Origin of the sequence: Saccharopolyspora antiqui (assembly GCF_052246905.1) — a bacterium.
In the GTDB taxonomy this organism is placed as follows: Bacteria; Actinomycetota; Actinomycetes; order Mycobacteriales; family Pseudonocardiaceae; genus Saccharopolyspora.
This window is the reverse complement of sequence record NZ_JBQQBO010000004.1, coordinates 36,841-56,891: the sequence shown is the minus strand read 5'-3', so window position 1 is coordinate 56,891 and position 20,051 is coordinate 36,841. Positions and strand designations below refer to the sequence as shown.

The 20,051-nt window shown below is 70.4% G+C and carries 24 protein-coding genes and 1 pseudogene; 11 read left to right on the top strand and 14 right to left on the bottom strand.

The window, feature by feature from the left end; genetic code table 11:
* Positions 1-38: 38 nt before the first annotated feature.
* Both amcB and ACTWQN_RS09135 read right to left on the bottom strand, forming a co-directional pair.
* Positions 39-365: a cispentacin biosynthesis acyl carrier protein AmcB gene (gene amcB / locus ACTWQN_RS09140; RefSeq protein WP_443202930.1), complete on the bottom strand. Its 327-nt coding sequence runs from the start codon at positions 363-365 to the stop codon at positions 39-41.
* 311 nt (positions 366-676) lie between these two features.
* A complete protein-coding gene (locus ACTWQN_RS09135; protein WP_443202929.1) occupies positions 677-1,462 on the bottom strand; it encodes an ArsR/SmtB family transcription factor in 786 nt (261 codons plus the stop codon).
* Between the two features lie 202 nt (positions 1,463-1,664).
* Here ACTWQN_RS09135 and ACTWQN_RS09130 point away from each other — a divergent pair, with 202 nt between their 5' ends.
* On the top strand, positions 1,665-2,096 hold the full coding sequence (locus ACTWQN_RS09130; protein ID WP_443202928.1) for a hypothetical protein: 432 nt from the start codon (positions 1,665-1,667) through the stop codon (positions 2,094-2,096).
* 33 nt (positions 2,097-2,129) lie between these two features.
* Here the strand turns inward: ACTWQN_RS09130 and ACTWQN_RS09125 are convergent, their stop codons facing one another.
* From ACTWQN_RS09125 to ACTWQN_RS09105, 5 genes are all read right to left on the bottom strand, one after another.
* A complete protein-coding gene (locus ACTWQN_RS09125) occupies positions 2,130-2,459 on the bottom strand; it encodes a putative quinol monooxygenase (RefSeq protein ID WP_443202927.1) in 330 nt (109 codons plus the stop codon).
* Between the two features lie 291 nt (positions 2,460-2,750).
* On the bottom strand, positions 2,751-3,683 hold the full coding sequence (locus ACTWQN_RS09120; protein ID WP_443202926.1) for an SRPBCC family protein: 933 nt from the start codon (positions 3,681-3,683) through the stop codon (positions 2,751-2,753).
* The gene (locus ACTWQN_RS09115; protein ID WP_443202925.1) at positions 3,680-4,006 is read right to left on the bottom strand and encodes an ArsR/SmtB family transcription factor; all 327 of its coding nucleotides are present in this window, start codon (positions 4,004-4,006) and stop codon (positions 3,680-3,682) included. The genes ACTWQN_RS09120 and ACTWQN_RS09115 overlap by 4 nt, the downstream gene beginning before the upstream one ends.
* Positions 4,007-4,038: 32 nt before the next feature.
* Positions 4,039-4,410, bottom strand: coding sequence for a PaaI family thioesterase (locus tag ACTWQN_RS09110; RefSeq protein WP_443203164.1), 372 nt, complete (start codon positions 4,408-4,410; stop codon positions 4,039-4,041).
* A 32-nt stretch (positions 4,411-4,442) separates the two neighbouring features.
* Complete coding sequence (locus ACTWQN_RS09105) at positions 4,443-5,165, bottom strand: 3-keto-5-aminohexanoate cleavage protein (protein ID WP_443202924.1); 723 nt, start codon at positions 5,163-5,165, stop codon at positions 4,443-4,445.
* 109 nt (positions 5,166-5,274) lie between these two features.
* Between ACTWQN_RS09105 and ACTWQN_RS09100 the strand changes: the two genes are divergently transcribed.
* Positions 5,275-5,850, top strand: a complete 576-nt coding sequence (locus tag ACTWQN_RS09100; RefSeq protein WP_443202923.1) for a hypothetical protein — start codon at positions 5,275-5,277, stop codon at positions 5,848-5,850.
* 11 nt (positions 5,851-5,861) lie between these two features.
* Positions 5,862-6,800 (top strand): class I SAM-dependent methyltransferase, encoded by a 939-nt coding sequence (locus ACTWQN_RS09095; RefSeq protein WP_443202922.1) that lies wholly within the window; start codon positions 5,862-5,864, stop codon positions 6,798-6,800.
* Between the two features lie 23 nt (positions 6,801-6,823).
* On the opposite strand, the gene trpS is transcribed toward ACTWQN_RS09095, so the two are convergent.
* Both trpS and ACTWQN_RS09085 read right to left on the bottom strand, forming a co-directional pair.
* On the bottom strand, positions 6,824-7,876 hold the full coding sequence (trpS, locus tag ACTWQN_RS09090; protein ID WP_443202921.1) for a tryptophan--tRNA ligase: 1,053 nt from the start codon (positions 7,874-7,876) through the stop codon (positions 6,824-6,826).
* A 258-nt stretch (positions 7,877-8,134) separates the two neighbouring features.
* Positions 8,135-8,878 carry a GNAT family N-acetyltransferase gene (locus ACTWQN_RS09085; RefSeq protein WP_443202920.1) on the bottom strand — a complete coding sequence of 248 codons (744 nt, stop codon included), beginning with the start codon at positions 8,876-8,878 and terminating at the stop codon, positions 8,135-8,137.
* Between the two features lie 73 nt (positions 8,879-8,951).
* On the opposite strand from ACTWQN_RS09085, the gene ACTWQN_RS09080 reads away from it, so the two are divergent.
* On the top strand, positions 8,952-9,164 hold the full coding sequence (locus ACTWQN_RS09080) for a hypothetical protein (protein ID WP_443202919.1): 213 nt from the start codon (positions 8,952-8,954) through the stop codon (positions 9,162-9,164).
* 3 nt (positions 9,165-9,167) lie between these two features.
* Here ACTWQN_RS09080 and ACTWQN_RS09075 read toward each other — a convergent pair whose 3' ends face one another.
* On the bottom strand, positions 9,168-9,689 hold the full coding sequence (locus ACTWQN_RS09075; protein ID WP_443202918.1) for a MarR family winged helix-turn-helix transcriptional regulator: 522 nt from the start codon (positions 9,687-9,689) through the stop codon (positions 9,168-9,170).
* 210 nt (positions 9,690-9,899) lie between these two features.
* Between ACTWQN_RS09075 and ACTWQN_RS09070 the strand changes: the two genes are divergently transcribed.
* The 5 genes from ACTWQN_RS09070 to ACTWQN_RS09050 all read left to right on the top strand — a co-directional run bounded on the left by ACTWQN_RS09070 (position 9,900) and on the right by ACTWQN_RS09050 (position 15,286).
* Entirely contained in the window at positions 9,900-11,513 is a 1,614-nt protein-coding gene (locus ACTWQN_RS09070) for an ABC-F family ATP-binding cassette domain-containing protein (protein ID WP_443202917.1), read from the top strand.
* Positions 11,514-11,527: 14 nt separating this feature from the next.
* Entirely contained in the window at positions 11,528-12,193 is a 666-nt protein-coding gene (locus tag ACTWQN_RS09065) for a CatB-related O-acetyltransferase (RefSeq protein ID WP_443202916.1), read from the top strand.
* Positions 12,186-13,082, top strand: coding sequence for an alpha/beta fold hydrolase (locus ACTWQN_RS09060; protein ID WP_443202915.1), 897 nt, complete (start codon positions 12,186-12,188; stop codon positions 13,080-13,082). Before ACTWQN_RS09065 ends, ACTWQN_RS09060 begins: the two co-directional genes overlap by 8 nt.
* The gene (locus ACTWQN_RS09055) at positions 13,079-13,912 is read left to right on the top strand and encodes an SDR family NAD(P)-dependent oxidoreductase (RefSeq protein WP_443202914.1); all 834 of its coding nucleotides are present in this window, start codon (positions 13,079-13,081) and stop codon (positions 13,910-13,912) included. Before ACTWQN_RS09060 ends, ACTWQN_RS09055 begins: the two co-directional genes overlap by 4 nt.
* A 120-nt stretch (positions 13,913-14,032) precedes the next feature.
* Positions 14,033-15,286: an MFS transporter gene (locus ACTWQN_RS09050; RefSeq protein WP_443202913.1), complete on the top strand. Its 1,254-nt coding sequence runs from the start codon at positions 14,033-14,035 to the stop codon at positions 15,284-15,286.
* Positions 15,287-15,382: 96 nt separating this feature from the next.
* Here ACTWQN_RS09050 and ACTWQN_RS09045 read toward each other — a convergent pair whose 3' ends face one another.
* Positions 15,383-16,021, bottom strand: coding sequence for a LysE family translocator (locus ACTWQN_RS09045; protein ID WP_443202912.1), 639 nt, complete (start codon positions 16,019-16,021; stop codon positions 15,383-15,385).
* A 98-nt stretch (positions 16,022-16,119) separates the two neighbouring features.
* On the opposite strand from ACTWQN_RS09045, the pseudogene ACTWQN_RS09040 reads away from it, so the two are divergent.
* Positions 16,120-16,242, top strand: a pseudogene (locus ACTWQN_RS09040) (DNA-binding response regulator); the annotation flags it as partial.
* Positions 16,243-16,336: 94 nt separating this feature from the next.
* Here the strand turns inward: ACTWQN_RS09040 and ACTWQN_RS09035 are convergent.
* The 3 genes from ACTWQN_RS09035 to ACTWQN_RS09025 all read right to left on the bottom strand — a co-directional run bounded on the left by ACTWQN_RS09035 (position 16,337) and on the right by ACTWQN_RS09025 (position 18,742).
* Positions 16,337-17,101 carry a DUF899 domain-containing protein gene (locus tag ACTWQN_RS09035; protein WP_443202911.1) on the bottom strand — a complete coding sequence of 255 codons (765 nt, stop codon included), beginning with the start codon at positions 17,099-17,101 and terminating at the stop codon, positions 16,337-16,339.
* 64 nt (positions 17,102-17,165) lie between these two features.
* On the bottom strand, positions 17,166-18,386 hold the full coding sequence (locus ACTWQN_RS09030; protein ID WP_443202910.1) for an RNA polymerase sigma factor: 1,221 nt from the start codon (positions 18,384-18,386) through the stop codon (positions 17,166-17,168).
* A complete protein-coding gene (locus ACTWQN_RS09025; RefSeq protein WP_443202909.1) occupies positions 18,368-18,742 on the bottom strand; it encodes a YciI family protein in 375 nt (124 codons plus the stop codon). Before ACTWQN_RS09025 ends, ACTWQN_RS09030 begins: the two co-directional genes overlap by 19 nt.
* A 301-nt stretch (positions 18,743-19,043) precedes the next feature.
* Between ACTWQN_RS09025 and ACTWQN_RS09020 the strand changes: the two genes are divergently transcribed.
* Positions 19,044-20,030 carry a malate dehydrogenase gene (locus tag ACTWQN_RS09020; protein WP_443202908.1) on the top strand — a complete coding sequence of 329 codons (987 nt, stop codon included), beginning with the start codon at positions 19,044-19,046 and terminating at the stop codon, positions 20,028-20,030.
* The last annotated feature ends 21 nt before the right edge of the window (positions 20,031-20,051 follow it).

The following is a 20,051-nucleotide window of genomic DNA, read 5'->3' as shown; positions in this document are numbered from 1 at the left end:
CCGTTCATGTCGTGGGAATGATCCGGAAAATGTGCTGGTCAGGTGGTTGTTTTGGGGGTGAGTCGTTGGATCAGCCCGGTGATCGCCGCGATCGAGGAGAAGTTTTCCGGTGAGAATTCGTCGTCCGAGATGGTCACGCCGAAGATGTTCTCGCACTGGACGCGTAATTCGACGAACCCCAGGGAGTCGAGGCCGAAGATGTCGCGCAGGCTTTCTTCTTCGTTCATTTCGTCGACGGGCACTTCCACGAAGAGATCATTTGCCAGCACTTCTTTGATCTTTTCCGCGATATTCACCTGGTATTGCCTTTCTAAAGGAGAAAGACGGTGGCCCGGTTCGGGGAATGGGCGGTGAGCTGCGGCCATGATCTGACGCGGCGGTGCGTCGCGGCCGTGTGATGTCGCGAAAGCGAGACTACTGATTCGGAATCGAGGGCCGCAAGCACCGGGGGGACGTTCACTGCTTCGTATCATCGCCGCGCCGGAAACCGCCGCCGATAGGAGTAGGGAGGTCCGCTGAAGGCATGCCGTCGGTGCCGCGTTCGCGCAGGTTGTTGCCGATGCATGCACCGGGAGACCGCTGCGGAGGACAGGCGGGCCAGCCACTCCCCTCGGCCGCCCGCGGCAACCGACGGATCCTTCGCGTCGGCGCTTGCGGCAACGGGGCGCGGGGTCTGTCAGGCGGGTAGTGTTTCGCCGGTTTCCAGCAGGGTTTTCAGGCTGGACAGGAGTGCGGGCCAACCTTCGCTGATCATGCCCAGCACGGTGCTGCCCGGTTCGAAGCCGTCGTGCACGACGGTCAGCTTGACCATGTCACCGACCGGTTCGATCTCGAAGGTCACCTTCGACCGGGGCTCCTCGGCGATGTCGGCGAGCACCTCCTCGCTGACCCCGACGGCCTTGGCCCACTGCGGGGTGAAGGTGTGCCAGGTGTAGGACAGCTTCCGGTACGGCTCGGCTTCCAGGACGAGCTGGCCGGGGTCGGTGGTCTCGCCGCCCTGCTCCTCCCAGATCATGGTCGATCCCGCGCGCCAGTCGGTTTCGAAGGCCACCCCCCAGTAGCGGCGGGTGAAGGCCGGGTCGGTCAGGGCCTGCCAGAGGAGCTGCGGCGTGGTCTTGATGTAGGTCTTGTAGACGAATCCGGTGTCGCTCACGGGTTGTCGCTCCAATGCGGTCTTCAGGTCCGCGAGGGCACGTGCCCGTTCGCGGTCGTACTGGTTGATCCAGCGGTCGGCGATGGCGTTGATCGGTGCGGCGTTGAGGTGGTGCAACTTCTGCCTGCCCCGCCACGTGGTGGTCACCAACTCGGCCGCTTCCAGCACGGCGAGGTGTTTGCTGACCGACTGCCGCGCCATGTCCAGTCCGGCGCACAGCTCGCGCAGGCTCTGCCCGTTGCGCGCGTTGAGACTGTCCAGCAGCCGTCGGCGGCTGGCATCGGCCAGCGCCTTGAACACCTCGTCCATCCCCACCACCCCACAACATGCAGCCGATTGGCTGCACAAAAATATAGGCAGCCAACCAGCTGCATGTCAAACGGGTCGACGACGAACCGACCCGGACGAGACCGACAAAACCTTCCCGCGCATGGCGGCCCAACACGGCGAGGACTGAAACCGCCCGCGACGCCAGCATTCGCCGTGCGGCGTTCCGCCTAGGCTCCCGGGCGTGGCGGCGGCAGTGGTGTTGTTCCACGACTGCTCCCCGCAACGGGCCGAGCTGGCGATTTCGCTGCCGCGACCCAGCAATCCGGTGATCGGCGGGCAAGGGGTGCGGGCGGCCGCGTGGCGGCGGATACCCACGACGTTCGTGCGCGGCGCGCTCGACCGGATGCCGGAACTGGTCACCGCCGCGATGCCGTGGGCCGCGGTCGACACCGTGGAACTGCCGAGCGGGCACTGCCCCAAAACTGGTCCCGGCCCGACCTGGTCGCCACCCTGCTGGCCGATCTGGCGCGAAAGGCCGAATGACGGCAGGCGGTCGTACGTGCTTCGGGTGGCCGCGGATTCCCGGCACACGCACGACCACTGGCCAGGTCGATCAGCTCCGCGCGGAGCGACTCCTCGTAGCCGCTCGACCTGGGTACGAGCGATCCGGTGATGGCTCGTCAGACGTCGATGACGCGGCAGGTGCCTAGCTTTCGGGCACGGCCATCTCGCCCAGCAGTGACCAGTCCTGCTGCGGCACCGTCGTGTTGACGATCTGAGGGGTCGCGGCCAGGTGCGGTGGCAACGTCTGCTGCGCCGCCTTGAAGTGCTCGGACCCGACGTGCGCGGCACCGGCCTCGTCATCGGCGAACGCCTCGACCAGGACGTACTCGGTCGGGTCGTCGACGCTGCGGGACCAGTCGAACCACAGGCAACCCGGCTCGGCGCGGGTCGCCTGGGTGAACTCGCGGGTGATCTCCGGCCACTGGTCGGCATCGTCGGGACGGACACGGAACTTGGCCGTGATGAAGATCATCGCGGACACTCCAATCTGAAGCGAGGACACAGTCTTTCCCAAGAACGCCCACGATCCTAAAAGCCCACCCCGGCCCCGTCCCACCGCGGCCCGAGCACCGCTCGCGTTCTCCGCCCAGCAGCGGGGTGAAGGGCACCTTTCGCCAACATACTTGGGAAAAGGTGCCCTTCACCCCCCACCCGATCGACGCACACCCCTCGCGGGGTGAGGGGCGCTGGTTACCTGGATGAGGCATGGGTGAAGGGCACCTTCGACCGACTATGCCGGTCAAAGGTGCCCTTCACTCCTTCTTCAGTCCAGGTTGAGGTGTTGGGTGTAGTGGGTACGGAGGTGTTCGGTTCGGGCTGTGGGCCAGGGGCAGCGGATGTCGTCGTGCAGTGCGGCGAACAGGAGTTCCAAGTGGGTTTGCCAGGCTGCCAGCAGGGTTGCTCGGGTGGGGGCCTGGGCTGTGGGGACGGTGTGGGTCAGGGTCAGGCGGGTGCCGATGGGGTGTTGGTCGCGGAGTTGGAAGCGCACGAGTCCGGCGGGCTGCCAGGCGTATTCCAGGACGTTCGGTGCTTCGACAGTGGTGAGCGCGCCGGTTTCGCCGTAGCCGTGGGTGGTTTGCAGCGGCGGTTGGCCGCCGGGTGCGGGGTCGGCGCCGTCGGTGAGCAGTGCCCAGACCTGCGCGGGGGGTTGGACGAGGTCGCGTTCGAAGCGGATCGTCCAGCCGTCCTCGGTGGTGTGCAGCTGGCCTTCGGCGAGGCCGAGCTGCTCGATGTAGGCCTCGGCGCGTTCGAACCAGGTCTGCATCGAGAACTCCGCGGTGGTGCCCGCCAGGCGCGCGGTCAGGCCGTCCAGGCAGCCGTCCCAGCCCGCGGCGTGGCGGGCGGTCGACGGGCGGTCGCTGTCGGGGCCGCGCAGGGTGTGGGTGAACACCAGCAGGCAGCCCTCGGGACGCGGGAGCAGTTCGCAGCGGATGACGTCCTCGCTCCAGCGGAAGGCGAAGACCTTCGGCGGGTCGATCTCCAGGATCTCGCCTTCGTCGCTGTCCTCGGTGCCTTCGAAGGTGAAGCGCATCGGTGCGCCGATGGCGGGTTGGTCGAAGTCGATGCGGGCCGGGAACCAGTGGCCCAGTTCGGCGGGGTCGGTGATGGCCCGCCACACCTTCTCCGGTGGGTGGTGCAGCAGGCGTTGCAGGCGCAGCACGGGGCGGTCGCCGATCATGGTGACGGTGGTGTTCACGGCTGTGGGTCCTCCGGGTCGGGCATGGTGTCGAGGTGGCGTTGCAGGGCGTCGAGCCGGTCCTGCCACATCCGGCGGTAGGGCGCTAGCCAGGCGTCGATCTCGGCCAGCGGCTCCGGGCGCAGCCGGTACCAACGGCGTTGGGCGTCCTGGCGGACGTCGACCAGGCCGGCTTCGCGCAGCACCTTGAGGTGTTTGGACACCGTGGGCTGGCTCAGCGGCAGCCGGTCGACGAGGTCGCCGACCGCTCGTTCCCCGGTGCGCAGCAGGTCGAGGATGTCGCGGCGATGTGGTTCGGCGAGGACTTCAAAGGTACTTGCCACACCATCAATATAGCTGGGCGGAAATATAATGCCTAGGTGGTCGCGCCCAGCACGGCCTGGGTCTGCGTGGTGTGGCCGACGCGGCGCCTGGCGCCGTCGAGCAGCTCGGTCTGCACGGCGATGCTGGTGCGGCCCACGTGCAGCGGGCGGCTGACCGCGCGCAGCGTCCCCTCGCGCACCGCGCGGAAGAAGTTCGTCTTCGACTCGATCGTGGCGGTATGCGCGCCCTCGGGCAGGTTGAGCACCGCGCAGACCGCGCCGATCGAGTCGGCCAGCGCCATCACCGCACCACCGTGCAGCACTCCCCCGGCCGTGCAGTGCCGTGGTGCCCAGTCCAGCTGCCCGCGGACCTCCTCGGCGCTGGCGGCCTCGATCCGCACACCCAGCGACACCGCGAAGGGCATCAGGGCGAGCAGCCGCTCGTGGTCGACGGCGGTCACGAGGCCGCCTCGTCGAGGATCCGCACCGCGGCGGCGACGAGCTCGGCGTTGTCGGCGGCGACCTGCCCGTCCGGCAGCAGCAGCGTGTCCTCCAGGCCGATGCGGGTGGCGAGCCCGCGGCGGGCGGCCACGGTCAGCACCGGCCACGCCCCGGCCGCCTCGCCGTGCAGCAGGATCGGCGTCGTCGCCGGGCGCAGCCGTTCCAGCAGCGCCTCAGCGGTGGTGGCCGCCCCGCGCGGAGACCGGTCGGTGACCTCGGCGAGCACCCGCAGCACCCGGTCGCGGTGCGGGGAACGCAGGAACTGGCGGTCGCCGTCGGTGCCGGAGCAGATGCCCGCCTCGACGCCGACACCGCGTTCCAGCAGCACGGCCGCGACGGCGTCGGCACCGGGTTCGTGCCAGTTCACCGAGGCGTGATCGGGCAGCACCGTCCACGCCCGGATGATCCGGGCCCGATCGGCTGGATCCGGGACGGTCCACGCGCCGGTGGTGACCCCGACCAGGACGCCGGGTGCGGCCGCCCGCACCGCGCGCAACGCCGCCGCGACCACGTGCGGATCGAGGCTGTCGGCACCATCGGGGGACTTGGGGTGCAGGTGGATGTCGGTGGCACCGGCGGCGACGCTGTCGGCGGCGGCCTTGGCCAGCTCCTCCGGACGCACGGGCAGGTGGAAGTGCTCGCGCGTGGATCGGGCGCCGTTGAGGCAGGCCTGCAGCATGTGCCGATTCTCCCCCGATTCAGCGCACCTGCGGAAGCTGGCGACCCCGTTTCGTGATCATCACCCGGGGATCAGGCGACGTCAGCGCCTGACGTATTAGCGTGATGGGGTGGCGTTGAGCAACCGGATCCTGCGCGGTGTGGCCAGCGGCGAGATCAGCCTGGCGTTCCTGCGGTGGCCCAGCCCGCAGGCCAGCGCCGGAACGCAACTGCGCACCGCGGTCGGACTGATCGGCATCGGCGAGGTCACCGCGGTCGATCCGCGGCAGATCACCGACGCCGACGCGCACCGCGCCGGATTCACCTCCGCCGCCGGGCTGCGGTCCTCCCTGGACAAACACGGCACCGGCGCGGTCTACCGGCTCGCACTGCGCTACGACGGCCCCGCCCCGATGCCGCCGCAGGAACCCGTGGTGCTGGGCAGCCGGGAGCGGGCGACGATCGACCGGCGGCTGGCGCAACTGGACGTCTCCGCCCCGCGCGGGCCGTGGACCAGGCAGGTTCTGGAGGCGCTGCGGCAGCGCCCCGGGGCGCGCGTCGCCGAGTTGGCCGCCGACCAAGGACGCCCGGTGTCGCGGTACAAATCCGACGTGTGGCGGCTGCGGGAACTCGGTCTCGTCGAGCCGCTGGACACCGGATTCCAGCTCTCCTCGCGCGGACGGTCCTATCTCGACAGTCCTGACTGAACGGAGCACGTGTGTCCATCCACGAGGTGCACCACGCCCACCTCAGCGGCCAGCAGCCCGCGGACCTCACCGCCGACGATGCCGAATCCGCGCTCTACCTCGCGATCTGGGCGCACAGCAGCGGCGACGACACCACCGCGCACCACGCGGCCCGCCAGGCCCGCGACCACGACCCGAAAAGCGAACTGGCCCGGCTGCTGACCACGATCACCAAAGGCGGCGACGCGAGCGGCGTCTACGACTCCCCCGCCGCGTTCCGGGCCTTCATCCGCGGCGGCGGCAACATCGACCTGTACGAGTCGACTTCGGCGGCGTTGCGGGAGATCTACCGGCGGCACCAGCCGCAGCGGGTGCTCGACATCGGCACCGGGGACGGATTGGCGCTGCTGCCCGCGCTCGTCGAACACCGGCCCGTGGTCGGTGTCGTCGAGCCCAGCGCGGCACTGCTGGCCGAGACCACCGCGGAGCTGACCCGTCACGGCATCGTCCACCACGCCTGGCCGCAGACCGCGCAGGACTTCACCGCCACCCACACCCAGCACTGGGACCTCATCCAGTCCAGCTTCGCCCTGCAATCCCTGCCGCCGCACGAGAAAACCCAGGTGCTGCACTGGATCGCCGCGCACACCGGCCGGTTCGCGCTGGTGGAATTCGACGTCCCCGAACTCGCCTCGGTGTGGGAGCCCGCCTGGTTCCGCGACTGCCTGGCACGGGTGGAGCGCGGGCTGCGCGAGTACGACACCGATCGCGATCTCGTCGGCGCCGGATTCATCCTGCCGGTGATCCTCGGCAAGTTCGGCACCGCCGCGCGCACCAACTACGAACTGTCCGTCGAGCATTGGGAAACGCTGCTGCGCCAGGCCGGTTTCACCGGAATCACCACCCGGCGGCTGGCCGACTACTGGTGGCGTCCGGCGCACCTGGTCGAGGCGATCACGACCTCCGGCTGACCCCGCCGCAACCGGTGGCCGGGTCAGTAGCGGGTGCCCATCGCCGAGCGCACTTCGTCGAGGGTGGTCTCGGCGAGGGCGTTGGCGCGCTCATTGCCTTCGCGCAGGATGCCGCGCAGGTAGCCGGGATCGGCGGCGAGGGCGGCGCGGCGCGTCCGCAGCGGCGCCAGGAAGTCGTTGACCGCGTCGGTGACCGTGCGTTTGAGCGCCGCGGCTCCCCCCGAACCGATGGTCTCGGCGACCTCGTGCGGATCCCGCCCGGTGCACAGCGCCGCCATCAGCACCAGGCTGGCGACTTCCGGGCGGGCCTCGGGGGCGTAGCTGATGTGCCGCTGCGAATCGGTTTTCGCGCCGCGGATCAGCCGCGCGGTCTCATCCGCGGTGGCCGACAGGCTGATCGCGTTGCCCCGGCTCTTGCTCATCTTCGATCCGTCGGTGCCCAGCAGCAGCGGCGCCGGTGACAGCAGCGCGTCGGGCTCGGGCAGCAGCGCGCCGTAGCGGTCGTTGAACCGGCGCGCGATCGTGCGGGTCAGCTCCAGGTGCGGCAGCTGGTCCTGGCCGATGGGCACCAGATTCGCCTTGCAGAACAGGATGTCGGCGGCCTGGTGGGCGGGGTAGGTGAACATCAGGCCGCTGACCGCCGCCTGCCGCGAATGCGCGATCTCGTCCTTGACCGTCGGGTTTCGGGACAGCTCCGAGACCGACACCAGACTCAGGAACGGCAGCAGCAGCTGGTTGAGCGCCGCCACCGCGCTGTGGGTGAAGATGGTGGCGCGCTGCGGGTCGATGCCGACGGCGAGGTAGTCCAGCACCAGGTCGCGCACGTGCACGTCGAGCCGGTCGGCGACATCGCGGTCGGTGAGCACCTGGTAGTCGGCGATGATCACCAGCAGCTCCACGCCGAGGCGCTGCAACCGGACTCGGTTGTGCAGGGTGCCGAAGTAGTGGCCCAGGTGCAGCGCCCCGGTCGGGCGATCACCGGTGAGCACCCGGAACCGCGCCGGGCGCAGCCGGATCAGCTCCTCCAGTTCGGCGCTGCGGCGCACGGCGGCGGAGGTTTCGATCGTGGCGGTCATGGTTCTCCTTGTCCGAGGCTGGGGGCCGACGCGGTGGCGGCCCGCCAGGACGTGCGGAGAACACGAAAAAGGGCCGTCCATCCGAACGGCCCGATGCGTGCGTGCTGGTGCGGCCGCTCCTAACCGGAGCGCCACCAGGCACGGCACGAACTCTGCGTCACAGCCCCATCCTAACCCGATCCGGCGGCGAGCCCGCCGCGATATGACCGATGCCATGCCGTCGCGTCCGCACCCGAGGCGCCCGCTGTCTTGGCGCGTTCACGACAACGCCAGGGTCATCGTGGTGTCGGTGACGGAGAACCCGAGACGTTCGTAGAGGTCTCGCGCCGGGTTGCCGACGGTGACGGCCAACCCCACCTCGGGCCAGCCCCGCGCGCTCAACCACGCCAACGCCCGCCGCAGCAGCAACCCGCCCAGCCCGGCGAATTCGGCGGCCTGGCGGCGGAAAACATCACCCACCCACGGGGTGCCGCCGCGGTCGTTGACCACCAGCCCGGCCACCACCCGGTCCTCGGCGTCGACCACCAGCGCGCTGCACGCCAGCACCGGCCCCAGCACCCGGCCGGACAGCAGCGGCTGCAGCAGTTCGGTCAGCACCTGCTGTGCATCGCCGGAGACCTGGTCGGGATGCTCCGGTGGGAACGCCTCCCGCCACGCGGGCAGCAGCTGCGCGGCAGGACGATCGCAGGCCACCACCCGCAGCGGCTCGGCCGGGACCAGCCGCGCCCACTCGCGCGGCGGCGCGTCGGAACGCAAGTCTCGCCGCATCGCGTGCGCGTGCCGCCGCAACCGCGCCCCCGCCCGCAGCAGCACCGCGCCCTCGGCTTCGGTGACCAACACGTGCCACCCCGGCAGCTCCGCGCGCAGCAGCTCCAGCGCGTCGGGCCCGTCCACGGCCAGGACCTGGGCGGTGCGCGGCACCCCCGTGACCGGTGCGTAGGACACCGTGGTGCTCTCGCGCGAGAGCACCACGACCCCGTCAGGGCGGTTGACCTGCAGCATTCGACAAGCTCTACACCCAAACCCCGTATCGGGCAACCGAATTCACGACGCCCGGGCCGGTCGGCCAGAGATCTTGCGCAGCAGCGGTACCGGGATCCTCCGATGTGCCCGGATTTCCTCGCCCCGGCGAGTACAGTGCCGGACCACACGCCAGGCCCGACTGCCGTGGCTGCTGTTCGCCCCGACCTCCGGCGCACTGGTGATCGTCGGTTTCCTCGCCACCCCGCAGACCGGGCACATCACCGGCCAAATCCGGCACGTCGTCGGCGCCCACCTCGGTCGGTGAACACTACGGACGATCTTCGGCACCCAGCCGCTCGCCCAGATCGCTGAGCAGGACCCGCAACAACCCCGCCAACTGCTCCCGCTGCTGGGCATCCAGCGAACTCAGCAACGTCTCCTCGTGCCGCAGCAGGTCGTCCACCCGCTGCTCGATCAACCGGTGCCCGGCGTCGGTGAGCTCCACCAGCACCGATCGACCGTCCGCGCCGCCCTTGCCGCGGCGCACCAGACCACGCTGCTCCGCCCGCGCCACCCGCTGCGAAATAGCGCCCGCGCTCACCAACGACTGCCGCGCGATCTCCCCGGCCGCCAACCGGTACGGCGGCCCTGAGCGCCGCAACGTGCTCAACAGGTCGCGGGTCGCCGCATCCAACCCGATGCGCGCATCGGTGCGGCGGCGCTCGTCCTCCAACAGCTTCGCGATCCGCCAGATCCGGGTGATCACCCCGATCGACGCCACCGGCGTCCCCGGGCGCTCCCGCTGCCACGCCCGCTGGATCCGGTCGACCCCGTCCTCACGCTGCGACATGACCGCACAGCCTAGCCCCGCGGCGCGGGTGAACACCGGTCGCGGAAAACGCGTTGACAGCCGCCGCGCGGCTGCCGCTAGGATCGGCGGCACTATGAAGAACTGACGTCGAGCCAGGCCCGCGCCCGAGGCTTCCGCGACCCCATTTCCCGGTCCGCGTCGAACCACGCCCGGCGGGCAACGCATCGAACCACCGGTGTGTGACGCTTCGTGTCTTTCGTTCTGCTTGCACGTGATCTCGTCAAGTCCTATGCGGACCGCGTCGTCCTCGACGGGGTGTCGTTGACCGCTTCACCGGGCCAGCGCATCGGCCTGGTCGGTGAGAACGGCGTCGGCAAATCCACTCTGCTGCGCGTGCTCGCCGGTGCCGAAGCACCCGATGTCGGCGAGCTCACCCGTCCCGACGATCTGGGATTCCTGCACCAGGAAACACCTTTCGCCCCCGACACCACCCTCGCCGACGCGCTGGAGGCCGCCTTGGCCGAGCACCGCGCCGCGGGGCGGCGGCTGACCGAACTCGCCGCCACCCTCGCCGACCACCCCGACGACGAAGACGCCCTCGCCGCCTACGGCGACGTCCTCGACTGGGCCGAGCAGCACGACACCTGGGACGCCGACCACCGCGCCGAAGTCGTCCTCGACGGACTCGGCCTGGCCGGTATCCCCGGCGCCAGACGCATCGGCACCCTCTCCGGCGGACAACGCAGCCGACTGGGCCTGGCCGCGCTGCTGCTGCGCCAGCCCCGCGCCCTGCTGCTGGACGAACCCACCAACCACCTCGACGACACCGCGCTGACCTTCCTGCAACAACACCTCGCCGCGCTGCCCGGCACCGTCGTGCTCGCCAGCCACGACCGCGTGTTCCTCGACGCGGTCTGCACCGACATCCTCGACCTCGACCCCGCCATGGACGGCCCCACCCGCTACGGCGGCACCTTCACCGACTACCTGGCGGCCAAACGCGCCGAACGCGGCCGCTGGCAGCAGCGCTACACCACCGAACAGCACGAACTCACCGCACTGCGCCACGCCGTGGACGTCACCGCCCGCCAGGTCGCCCACCACGCGCCCCGCGGCAACACCAGCAAAATGGCCTACGACTACGCAGGCGCCCGGGTCCAGAAGCAGATCTCGCGGCGGGTGCGCAACGCCCAGCAGCGCCTCGACGAACTCACCGCCACGCAGGTCCGCAAACCCCCGAGCCCGCTGCGCTTCGCCGCCACCCTCACCGACCGCGACACCACCACCGACGTGGTGCTGCAGATCCGGCGGGCCGGGGTGCGCGACCGGGTGTGGATCGACGAACTCGACCTCACCGGAACCGGCCGACTGCTGATCACCGGCGGCAACGGCGCGGGCAAATCCACCCTGCTGCACCTGGCCGCCGGGCGGCTGGCACCCGACGTCGGCAGCGTGCAGCGCCGCCGCGGCGCCCGCATCGGCCTGCTCGAACAGGACGTCACCTTCCCCGATGCCCGCAAGAGCCCTCGCCAGCTCTACGCCACTGCCACCGCGGACCGCCCGCACGTCCCGGCGCTGCAGGAACTCGGCCTGCTCGCCCCGGCCGACCTCGCCCGCCCCATCGGGGCGCTGTCGGTCGGCCAGCGCCGCCGCCTGGCCCTGGCGCTGCTGATCGCCGATCCACCACAGGTGTTGTTGCTCGACGAACCCACCAACCACCTGTCGCTGACGCTGGCCGGTGAACTCGAAGACGCCCTGCGCACCGCGCCCGGCGCCGTCGTGGTCGCCAGCCACGACCGTTGGCTGCGGCGACGCTGGAACGGGCCCACCCTGAACCTGCACAACGGTCGACGCAGCGCCTGAGGGGAGCCGCCGCCATGCCCGACACGCCCGACCCCACCAAGGTGCACCCCACCACCCGGCCCGACCTCACCAACGTGACCTTTCTGTCCACAGTGGTCAGATCCCCGCTGATCGAGATCGGCGACTACACCTACTACGACGCCCCCGACGGCGCCGCCGAATTCGAAACCCGCAACGTCCTCTACAACTACGGGCCCGCCAAACTGCGCATCGGCCGGTTCTGCGCCCTGGCCACCGGAGCGCGATTCATCATGCCCGCCGCCAACCACCCCATGATCGGCTGCGCCACCTTCCCCTTCACCATCTTCGGCGGCGACTGGACCAACGCCACCGCCGACATCGCCGCCGCCCTGCCCGCCAAAGGCGACACCGTCATCGGCAACGACGTGTGGGTCGGCCGCGACGCCACGATCATGCCCGGCGTGCACATCGGCGACGGCGCGATCATCGCCACCGCCGCGGTGGTCACCAGCGACATCCCCGCCTACGGCATCGCCGGCGGCAACCCCGCGCGAGTGATCCGCCGCCGCTTCTACGACGCCGACGTCGAACTGCTGCAACGCGTCGCCTGGTGGAACTGGCCCATCCAAGCCATCACCGACCACGTCCGCACCATCATGGCCGGACAACCCAAAGACCTCGCCGCGCTGGCCCGCCGGGAAGGACTGCTGGATGCCTGACCGCCACATCACCACCCCCGACGGACTCCTGCTGTGGTCGCAGTCCCACGGCGACCCCACCGACCCGACAGTGCTGCTGATCATGGGCGCCAACACCAACGCGATGGGCTGGCCCGACAAATTCGTCAACGCCCTCACCGCGCACCGGCTGCACGTCCTGCGCTACGACCACCGCGACACCGGCCGCTCCACCCACCTCGACCTCACCGGCTACTCGCTGGCCGACATGGCCCGCGACGCCATCGCCGTCCTCGACGGACACGGCATCGCCACCGCCCACGTCGTCGGCCTGTCCATGGGCGGCACCCTCGGCCAACTGCTCGCCCTCGACCACCGCGACCGGCTGCGCACCCTCACCCTGATGTGCACCGCGGCACTCGACGTCGACTTCGCCGAAGCGATCCGCCGCGGCATCGAAGGCGAACCCACCGACCTGCCCACCCCCACCCCGCAGATCATCACCGCGATGGCCCACCGCACCGACCCCGCACCCGACCGCGACACCGCCCTGCGGCACCGGATCGCCGAATGGCGACTGCTCGTCGGCAGCGAAATCCCCTTCGACGAAACCGAATACCGCCGCTGGGAGAACGCCGCCATCGACCACGCGGGCAGCTACCAGCAACCCGGTGCGCACGCCTTCGCCACCCCGGTGCCCACCGAACGCGGCGCCGAACTGCGCCACGTCAGCACCCCCACCCTGGTCGTCCAGGGCCCGCTGGACCCCATCAACCCGCCCCCGCACGGCCAGCACCTCGCCGACCTCATCCCCGGCGCCCGCTGCGTGTCCATCCCCGGCCTCGGCCACGCCCTGCCCGCCGCCCTGCACTCGCGGATCATCGCCACCATCACCGACCACATCGGACGATTCGAGAGGACCACCACGTGATCGACCCCCGCCTGCACGACCGCGTCGCCGTGATCACCGGCGCCAACAGCCCCCTGGGCATCGGCGCGGGCATCGCCCGCGCCCTGGCCCGCCAAGGCGCCAGGGTCGTGCTCGCCTCCCCGCCCGAAACACCTCCGGGCAGCGCGGTCACCGGGGCCGACCGCACCTACGGCACCGCCAAGGCGACCGACACCGACCACGTGCGCGAAGCCCTGCGCGCCGACGGCGCCGACGCCGAATCCCTGGCCGTCGACCTCGCCGACATCGGCAGTGCCCCAGCCATCTTCGACCACGCCGAGAAGCACTTCGGGCCGGTGGAGATCCTGGTCAACAACGCCGCCCACTGCGTCCTCGACACCTTCCAACCCGACCCGCCACGCGGCAACCGCACCCTCGACGCGGCGAGCCTGGACGCCCACCACGCCGTCAACACCCGCGCACCCGCGCTGCTGATGGCCGAATTCCACCGCCGCCACCTGCGCCGCAAGGCCAACTGGGGCCGCATCATCAACATCTCCACCGACGCCGCCCCCGGCGCGGCCGACCAGATCTCCTACTGGGCCACCAAGAACGCCCTGGAATCGCTGAGCCGATCCGCGGCGATCGAACTCGGCCCAGCGGGCATCACGGTCAACATCATCTCGCCCGGTCCAGTGCAGACCGGCTGGATCAGCGACGACATGTCCACCCGCTTCGCCGAACTCAGCCCGCTGGGCCGCGTCGGCCGCCCCGACGACATCGCCGACCTCGCGGTCTTCCTGGCCTCCCACCAAGCCCGCTGGATCACCGGCCAAACCATCTACGCCGGAGGCGGCAAACGCATGGTCTAACCCGTACGCGGCTCGCGGGTGATCGTCCTGGTGAGAACCGGGATCGCCACTCACGAGCCCGCAGGTGGCCGCGCTCCACTGTGGTCGGAGCTCGACCGCGCCGGTGCTAGCGTCCCGGCCATGCCAGGTCTCGTCGGTCTTGCCGCCTACCGCCGGTTCTGGACGGCATCGACCGTGTCGATCTTCGGCACCTACATCACCGGCCTGGCCCTGCAAATCCTCGCCGCCGTCACCCTGCACGCCACCGCCACCGAACTCGGCGTGCTGGGCGCCGCCCGCTGGGTGCCCTACCTGCTGCTCGGCCTGCTCGCCGGGGTCATCGTCGACCGCTACCGCTGCAAACCCCTGCTCGTCGGAGCCGACCTCGCACGAGCGCTGCTGCTGTGCGCGATCCCCGTGCTGCACGCGTTCGACCTGCTCAGCCTGCCGAGCCTGGTGCTGTTCGTAGCGGCGATGGGACTGCTGTCGCTGTTCTTCGACGCAGCCGACCAAGCCTTCCTGCCACGCCTGGTGCCAACGCGACTGCTCACCTCCGCCAACGCCAGACTGGAGCAGTCCGACGCGGTCGCCCAAACCACCGGGCCGCTGCTGGCCGCAGCACTGATCAAGATCATCGGCGCGCCGCTGACGATCCTCATCGACGCGATCTCCTACCTGATCTCCGGACTGCTGCTGGCCACCATCCGGATCCAGGAACCAGCGGCACCACGGGCGGCCCGCCGCCACCTGCTCGCCGAACTGCGCGAAGGCCTGTCCTGGGTGTACCGGCACCGCATGCTCGCGCCGATCGCCCTCAGCGGACACCTCTGGTTCCTGTCCCACAGCGCGCTCACCACCGTCTTCGTCCTCTACGTGCTCCGCGCCCCGGCCACCGGCGGACTCGGGCTCGACGAACTCCAACTCGGCGTCTGCTACGCCTGCGCCGGGGTGGGCGCGGTCCTGGGTGGGGCGTTGGCCAACCGCTGCGCGCAGCGCTTCGGCGCCGGACGCAGCATGGTCGCGACCCGCTCCCTCATGGCGCTGCCGTGGCTGCTGGTGCCCCTGGCCGCACCCGGCCCGGCGGCCATCGCGATGCTCGCGGCGGCGCAGTTCTGCTTCTGGATCCTGATGGGCGTCGAAGGACCCAACGAAATGGCCTACCGCCAGGCCAGCACGCCGGATCGCCTGCAGGGCAGGATGAACACCACCATCCGTTCCCTCAACCGCGGCGCGATCGTGCTCGGCGCCCCACTCGGCGGACTGGTCGCCGACGCCGCGAGCTATCGAACGGCACTGTGGATCGGCATCACCGGCCTGGCCATCTCGGCCACCACACTGGCCTTCTCACCGCTGCGCCACGCCACCCACCCCGCACCAGCGCAACCCACCGGGTGACCACCCGGGGCTTTCCCTTCTCCCCTGGCAAAGCGGGAGTACCGGCGACGGCGCCGAACGGGGAAGGCGCGGCTGGGCCGCGTGCGGCACTCGGCGTCAGGCCGGACGAGCCCGGTCGACCAGCAGGTGCACCGCCAGCCCAGCAAGCACCGTCCCCATGAAATAGCGCTGCACCCGCAACCAACCCGGGCGCCGACCCAGCAGACCCGCCACCGAACCGGCGGTCACCACGATCAACGCGTTGATCGACACCGCCACCACGATCTGCACCACGCTCAACGTCAGGCTCTGCACCGCCACACCACCCCGGCTCGGGTCGATGAACTGCGGCAGCAGCGACACGTAGAGGACCGCGATCTTCGGGTTGAGCAGGTTGGTCACCAGCCCCATCGTGAACAACCTGCCCGGCCCGTGCGCGGGGGTGGACACCGGCGCGAACACCGACACCCCACCCGGACGCACCGCCTGCCACGCCAACCACAGCAAATACCCCGCGCCCGCGATCTGCACCGCCGTGTACAGCGCGGGCACCAGCGAGAACACCGTGGCGATCCCCGCGGTGGCCGCCGCCGCGTACACCACGAACCCCACCGCCACCCCCAGCAGCGACACCAACCCGGCCCGCCGCCCCTGCGTCAACGACCGCGACACCAGGTAGAACATGTTCGGCCCCGGCGTGAGCACCAAGCCCAACGCCACCACCGCGATGCCCGCCACTGCCGGAAACCCGACCACCACGTAACCTCCTGCCGCACGCCACCTGTCGTAGCCGAACGCTAAGCAGCGACCGCACCAGCACAAACAGCCAATCCGGCGGTACTGGCCCGCTCCACCGCCGCATCGGCATTTCCCGGCGCACCTACCGGCGCCGCGTCGCCGAACTCACGACGCAGCTGGAAGCCCAGTCCCGCTTCCAAGCAGGCGCCCGAACCGGAGAACTCGGCCGCACCCGCTGACCCACCCGACGCGGGTGCGGCGTCTGGAACGCCAGGTGCGGGCTGGCACCCGAGAATCTGCCCGCACCTGGCGAATCCAGTGGCGGCCAGCGCATCAGTCGTCGCACTCGTCGTGGTAGCGGACCTGCGGGCTGCCCGCCGGAGCGCCCAGACCGGTGGCGCGGCCTTCCGGCTTCTCCCAGTCCTCCTGGCGGCCCAGCGCCGTCAGGTCCAGGAAGCTCGTCGTGCTGCCCAGTACGTCCAGTCCCCGCCCGTAGGTGGAGTAGGTGTGGAATACCTTGTCGTCGACGCGCAGGAAGCAACTCAAGCCGGGCAGCTCGAAGGGCTGCTCGCCGGAGACGTAGTAGTCGGTTCCGGCCCGCCGGTGCTCCTCGGCGCTGCGGTAGTTGTATTCCACCGGGCACACCGACTCGTCCAGCGTCACGTGGAAGTCGTAGTTGAAGTCGCTGCCGAATGAGGACAACCACGGCACCGTCCAGCCCATCCGGGCCCGGAACCTCTCGATCTTGGTCAGCCGCGCGCGGGAGACCAGCACCAGCGACGTGCCGCGGGCGCGCAGGTGCGCCAAGTGCCCGATCTGGTCGATGAACGCCGAACAGCTCCGGCAGGCGGCCTCCCAGCTCGGATCGAACATGGCGTGGTAGATCACCAGCTGCGCCCGTCCGTCGAACAGGCCCGGCAGGTCCACCGGACCCTGCGGGCCTTCGAACCGGTAGTCCTTGTCGATCTCGACCATCGGCAACCGCCGCCGGTCGGCGTTGAGCTCGTCGCGGGCGCGGGTGAACTCCTTCTCCCGTGCCAACAGCTCACGACGGGCCACCAGCCACTCCTGGTGCGAAACGATCTCGGGAAGGCTCATCACAGCTCCGTCCACCTCGTTGTTTCGTCCTGCACCAGAGGTAGACCGGCCGCCGCGGCGAGACTCATCGCGCCAACCGCTGGCGGGCCCGTTGCAAGAAGTCGCGTTCGGCCGCGTTGTCGGTGCCCGCGATCGCCGCGTCATAGGCATGCGCGGCCTCCTCGACGCGGCCCAGCCGCCGCAACAGGTCCGCGCGGACGGCGTGCAGCACGTGGTAGCCACCGAGATCGAGCTCGTCAACCAGGGCGAGTCCCGCTGCCGGGCCCTCGACCTCGGCCACCGCGACCGCGCGGTGCAGCGCCACCACCGGGCTCGGCGAGACCGCCAGCAACTGGTCGTAGAGCATGCGGATCTGCCGCCAATCCGTCGCGGCCGCAGTTGGTGCGTCGCTGTGCACGGCGTTGATCGCCGCCTGGATCTGGTACGGACCGGGCCGGTCGCGGCGCAGGCAGCGCCGCACGAGGGCCTGCCCCTCGGCGATGAGATCGCGATCCCAGCGGTCGCGGTCCTGATCGGCCAGCAGCACCAAAGCACCCTCGCCGGTGGTGCGGGCGGGCCGCCGCGACTCGATCAGCAGCATCAGCGCCAAAAGCCCCATGACCTCCGGTTCGTCCGGCATGAGTTCGGCCAGCAGCCGCCCCAGCCGGACGGCCTCTCCGCACAGGTCCGCCCGCACCAGCTGCGCACCCGAACTGGCCGTGTAGCCCTCGTTGAAGATCAAGTAGACCACCGCCAGCACCGCGCGCAGCCGCTCCGGCAGGTCGGCGTCACCGGGCACCCGGTACGGGATCCCGGCGTGGCGGATCTTGCCCTTGGCGCGCACCAGCCGCTGGGCCATCGTCGGCTCGGCCACCAGGAACGCGCGCGCGATCTCCGCGGTGGTCAGACCGCCCAGCAGCCGCAGCGTCAAAGCGACCCGCGCGCCGGTGGCCAGCGCCGGGTGGCAGCAGGTGAAGATCAGCCGCAACCGGTCGTCGTGCACGGGAGACTCCTCGTCCGGCTCGTCACGGGCGTGCAGCAGGGCGGCCTGGGCGTGCCGGTCCTCGCGGGATGCCTCCCGGCGCAGCCGGTCGATCGCCCGGTTGCGGGCTGTGGTGATGATCCAGCCCGCCGGGCTCGGCGGCAGCCCGTCCGACGGCCACCGCCGCAGCGCCTCGGCGAAGGCGTCCTGGACCGCTTCCTCGGCGATGTCGATGTCGCCGAAGACGCGGACCAGGATGGCGACGGCGCGGCCGTACTCCGCGCGGAAGACCTCCTCGACCTCCGCTACTGCGATGGCTGGCACGTCATCTCGGCGTCCTCGCCCTGCAACGGCCGCACCTCGATCGGCAGGGTGGTCGCCCGCGCGAGCTTGCGGCTCCATTCCAGGGCGGCGTCCAGATCCGGTGCCTGGATCACCGTGAACCCGCCGAGGTGCTCCTTGCCCTCGGTGAACGGCCCATCGGTGACGAGCACCTCCTCGCCCTGCGCCCGCAGCACGGTCGCCGTGCTCGGCGGGTGCAGACCGCCAGCGAACACCCACGCCCCAGCGGCCTGCATTTCCGCATTGAGTGCCTGCAGGTCGCGGACGATCGGCTCCAGCACCTCCGGCGGCGGCACCGGCCCGTCGGGCTGGTAGATGCTGAGCAAGTACTGCCTCATCACGATCTCCTCGCATTCGCGGCAACCGGCGTTCACCCGGTTCTCACCCACCACACGAACCACCACGGCCCGGATCGACACCACCCGGCGAGGAATTTTTCCGCGCCACCGACCGCCCCACCCGCCGAGGTGAACGTGGCGATGATTACGCACCGCCCAGCGGCCTGGCCGCCCGCCGCTGGGCGGCTGAATCGGTCCGGCCCGCCGTCCACTGTGATCCGTGGCGGGCCCGCAACGGCAGCGCCGCGCTGGGGATAGCATCCGGGCAGGCAATCACCCGGCGAGCAGGAGAACGAACCTCATGACCCAAGCTCCCGTCACCGTGACCGTCACCGGTGCGGCCGGTCAGATCGGCTACGCGTTGCTGTTCCGGATCGCCTCCGGTCAGCTCATCGGGCCCGACACCCCGATCAAGCTCCGCTTGCTGGAGATCCCGCAGGCGGTCAAGGCGGCCGAGGGCACCGCGATGGAGCTCGACGACTGCGCCTTCCCGCTGCTGCAGAGCATCGACATCACCGATGACGCCCGCACTGCCTTCGACGGCACCAACATCGCGCTGCTCGTCGGTGCGCGCCCGCGGACCAAGGGCATGGAGCGCGGCGACCTGCTGCAGGCCAACGGCGGCATCTTCAAGCCGCAGGGCGAGGCCATCAACGCCGGTGCCGCCGACGACGTGCGCGTGCTGGTGGTCGGCAACCCCGCCAACACCAACGCGCTCATCGCCCAGGCCCACGCCCCGGACGTGCCCGCCGACCGGTTCACCGCGATGACCCGCCTGGACCACAACCGCGCGCTGACCCAGCTGGCGCAGAAGCTGGGCGTGTCGGTCACCGACATCAAGAAGCTGACCATCTGGGGCAACCACTCCGCCACCCAGTACCCCGACCTCTTCCACGCCGAGGTCGGCGGCAAGATCGCCGCCGAGCAGGTCGAGCAGGCCTGGCTGGTCGACGAGTTCATCCCCACCGTCGCCAAGCGCGGCGCGGCCATCATCGAGGCCCGCGGCGCCTCCTCGGCAGCCTCGGCCGCCAACGCCGCCGTCGACCACGTCAACACCTGGATCAACGGCACCCCCGAAGGCGACTGGACCTCGGCGGCCGTGGTCTCCGACGGCTCCTACGGCGTGCCGACGGGCCTGATCTCGTCGTTCCCGGTCACCGCCCGCGACGGCAAGTTCGAGATCGTGCCGGGCCTGGAGATCGACGAGTTCTCCCGCGAGCGCATCGACACCTCGGTCAACGAGCTCGTCGAGGAGCGCGACGCGGTCGCAGGCCTCGGCCTGCTCTGACACACCCAGCGAGAGAAGGGG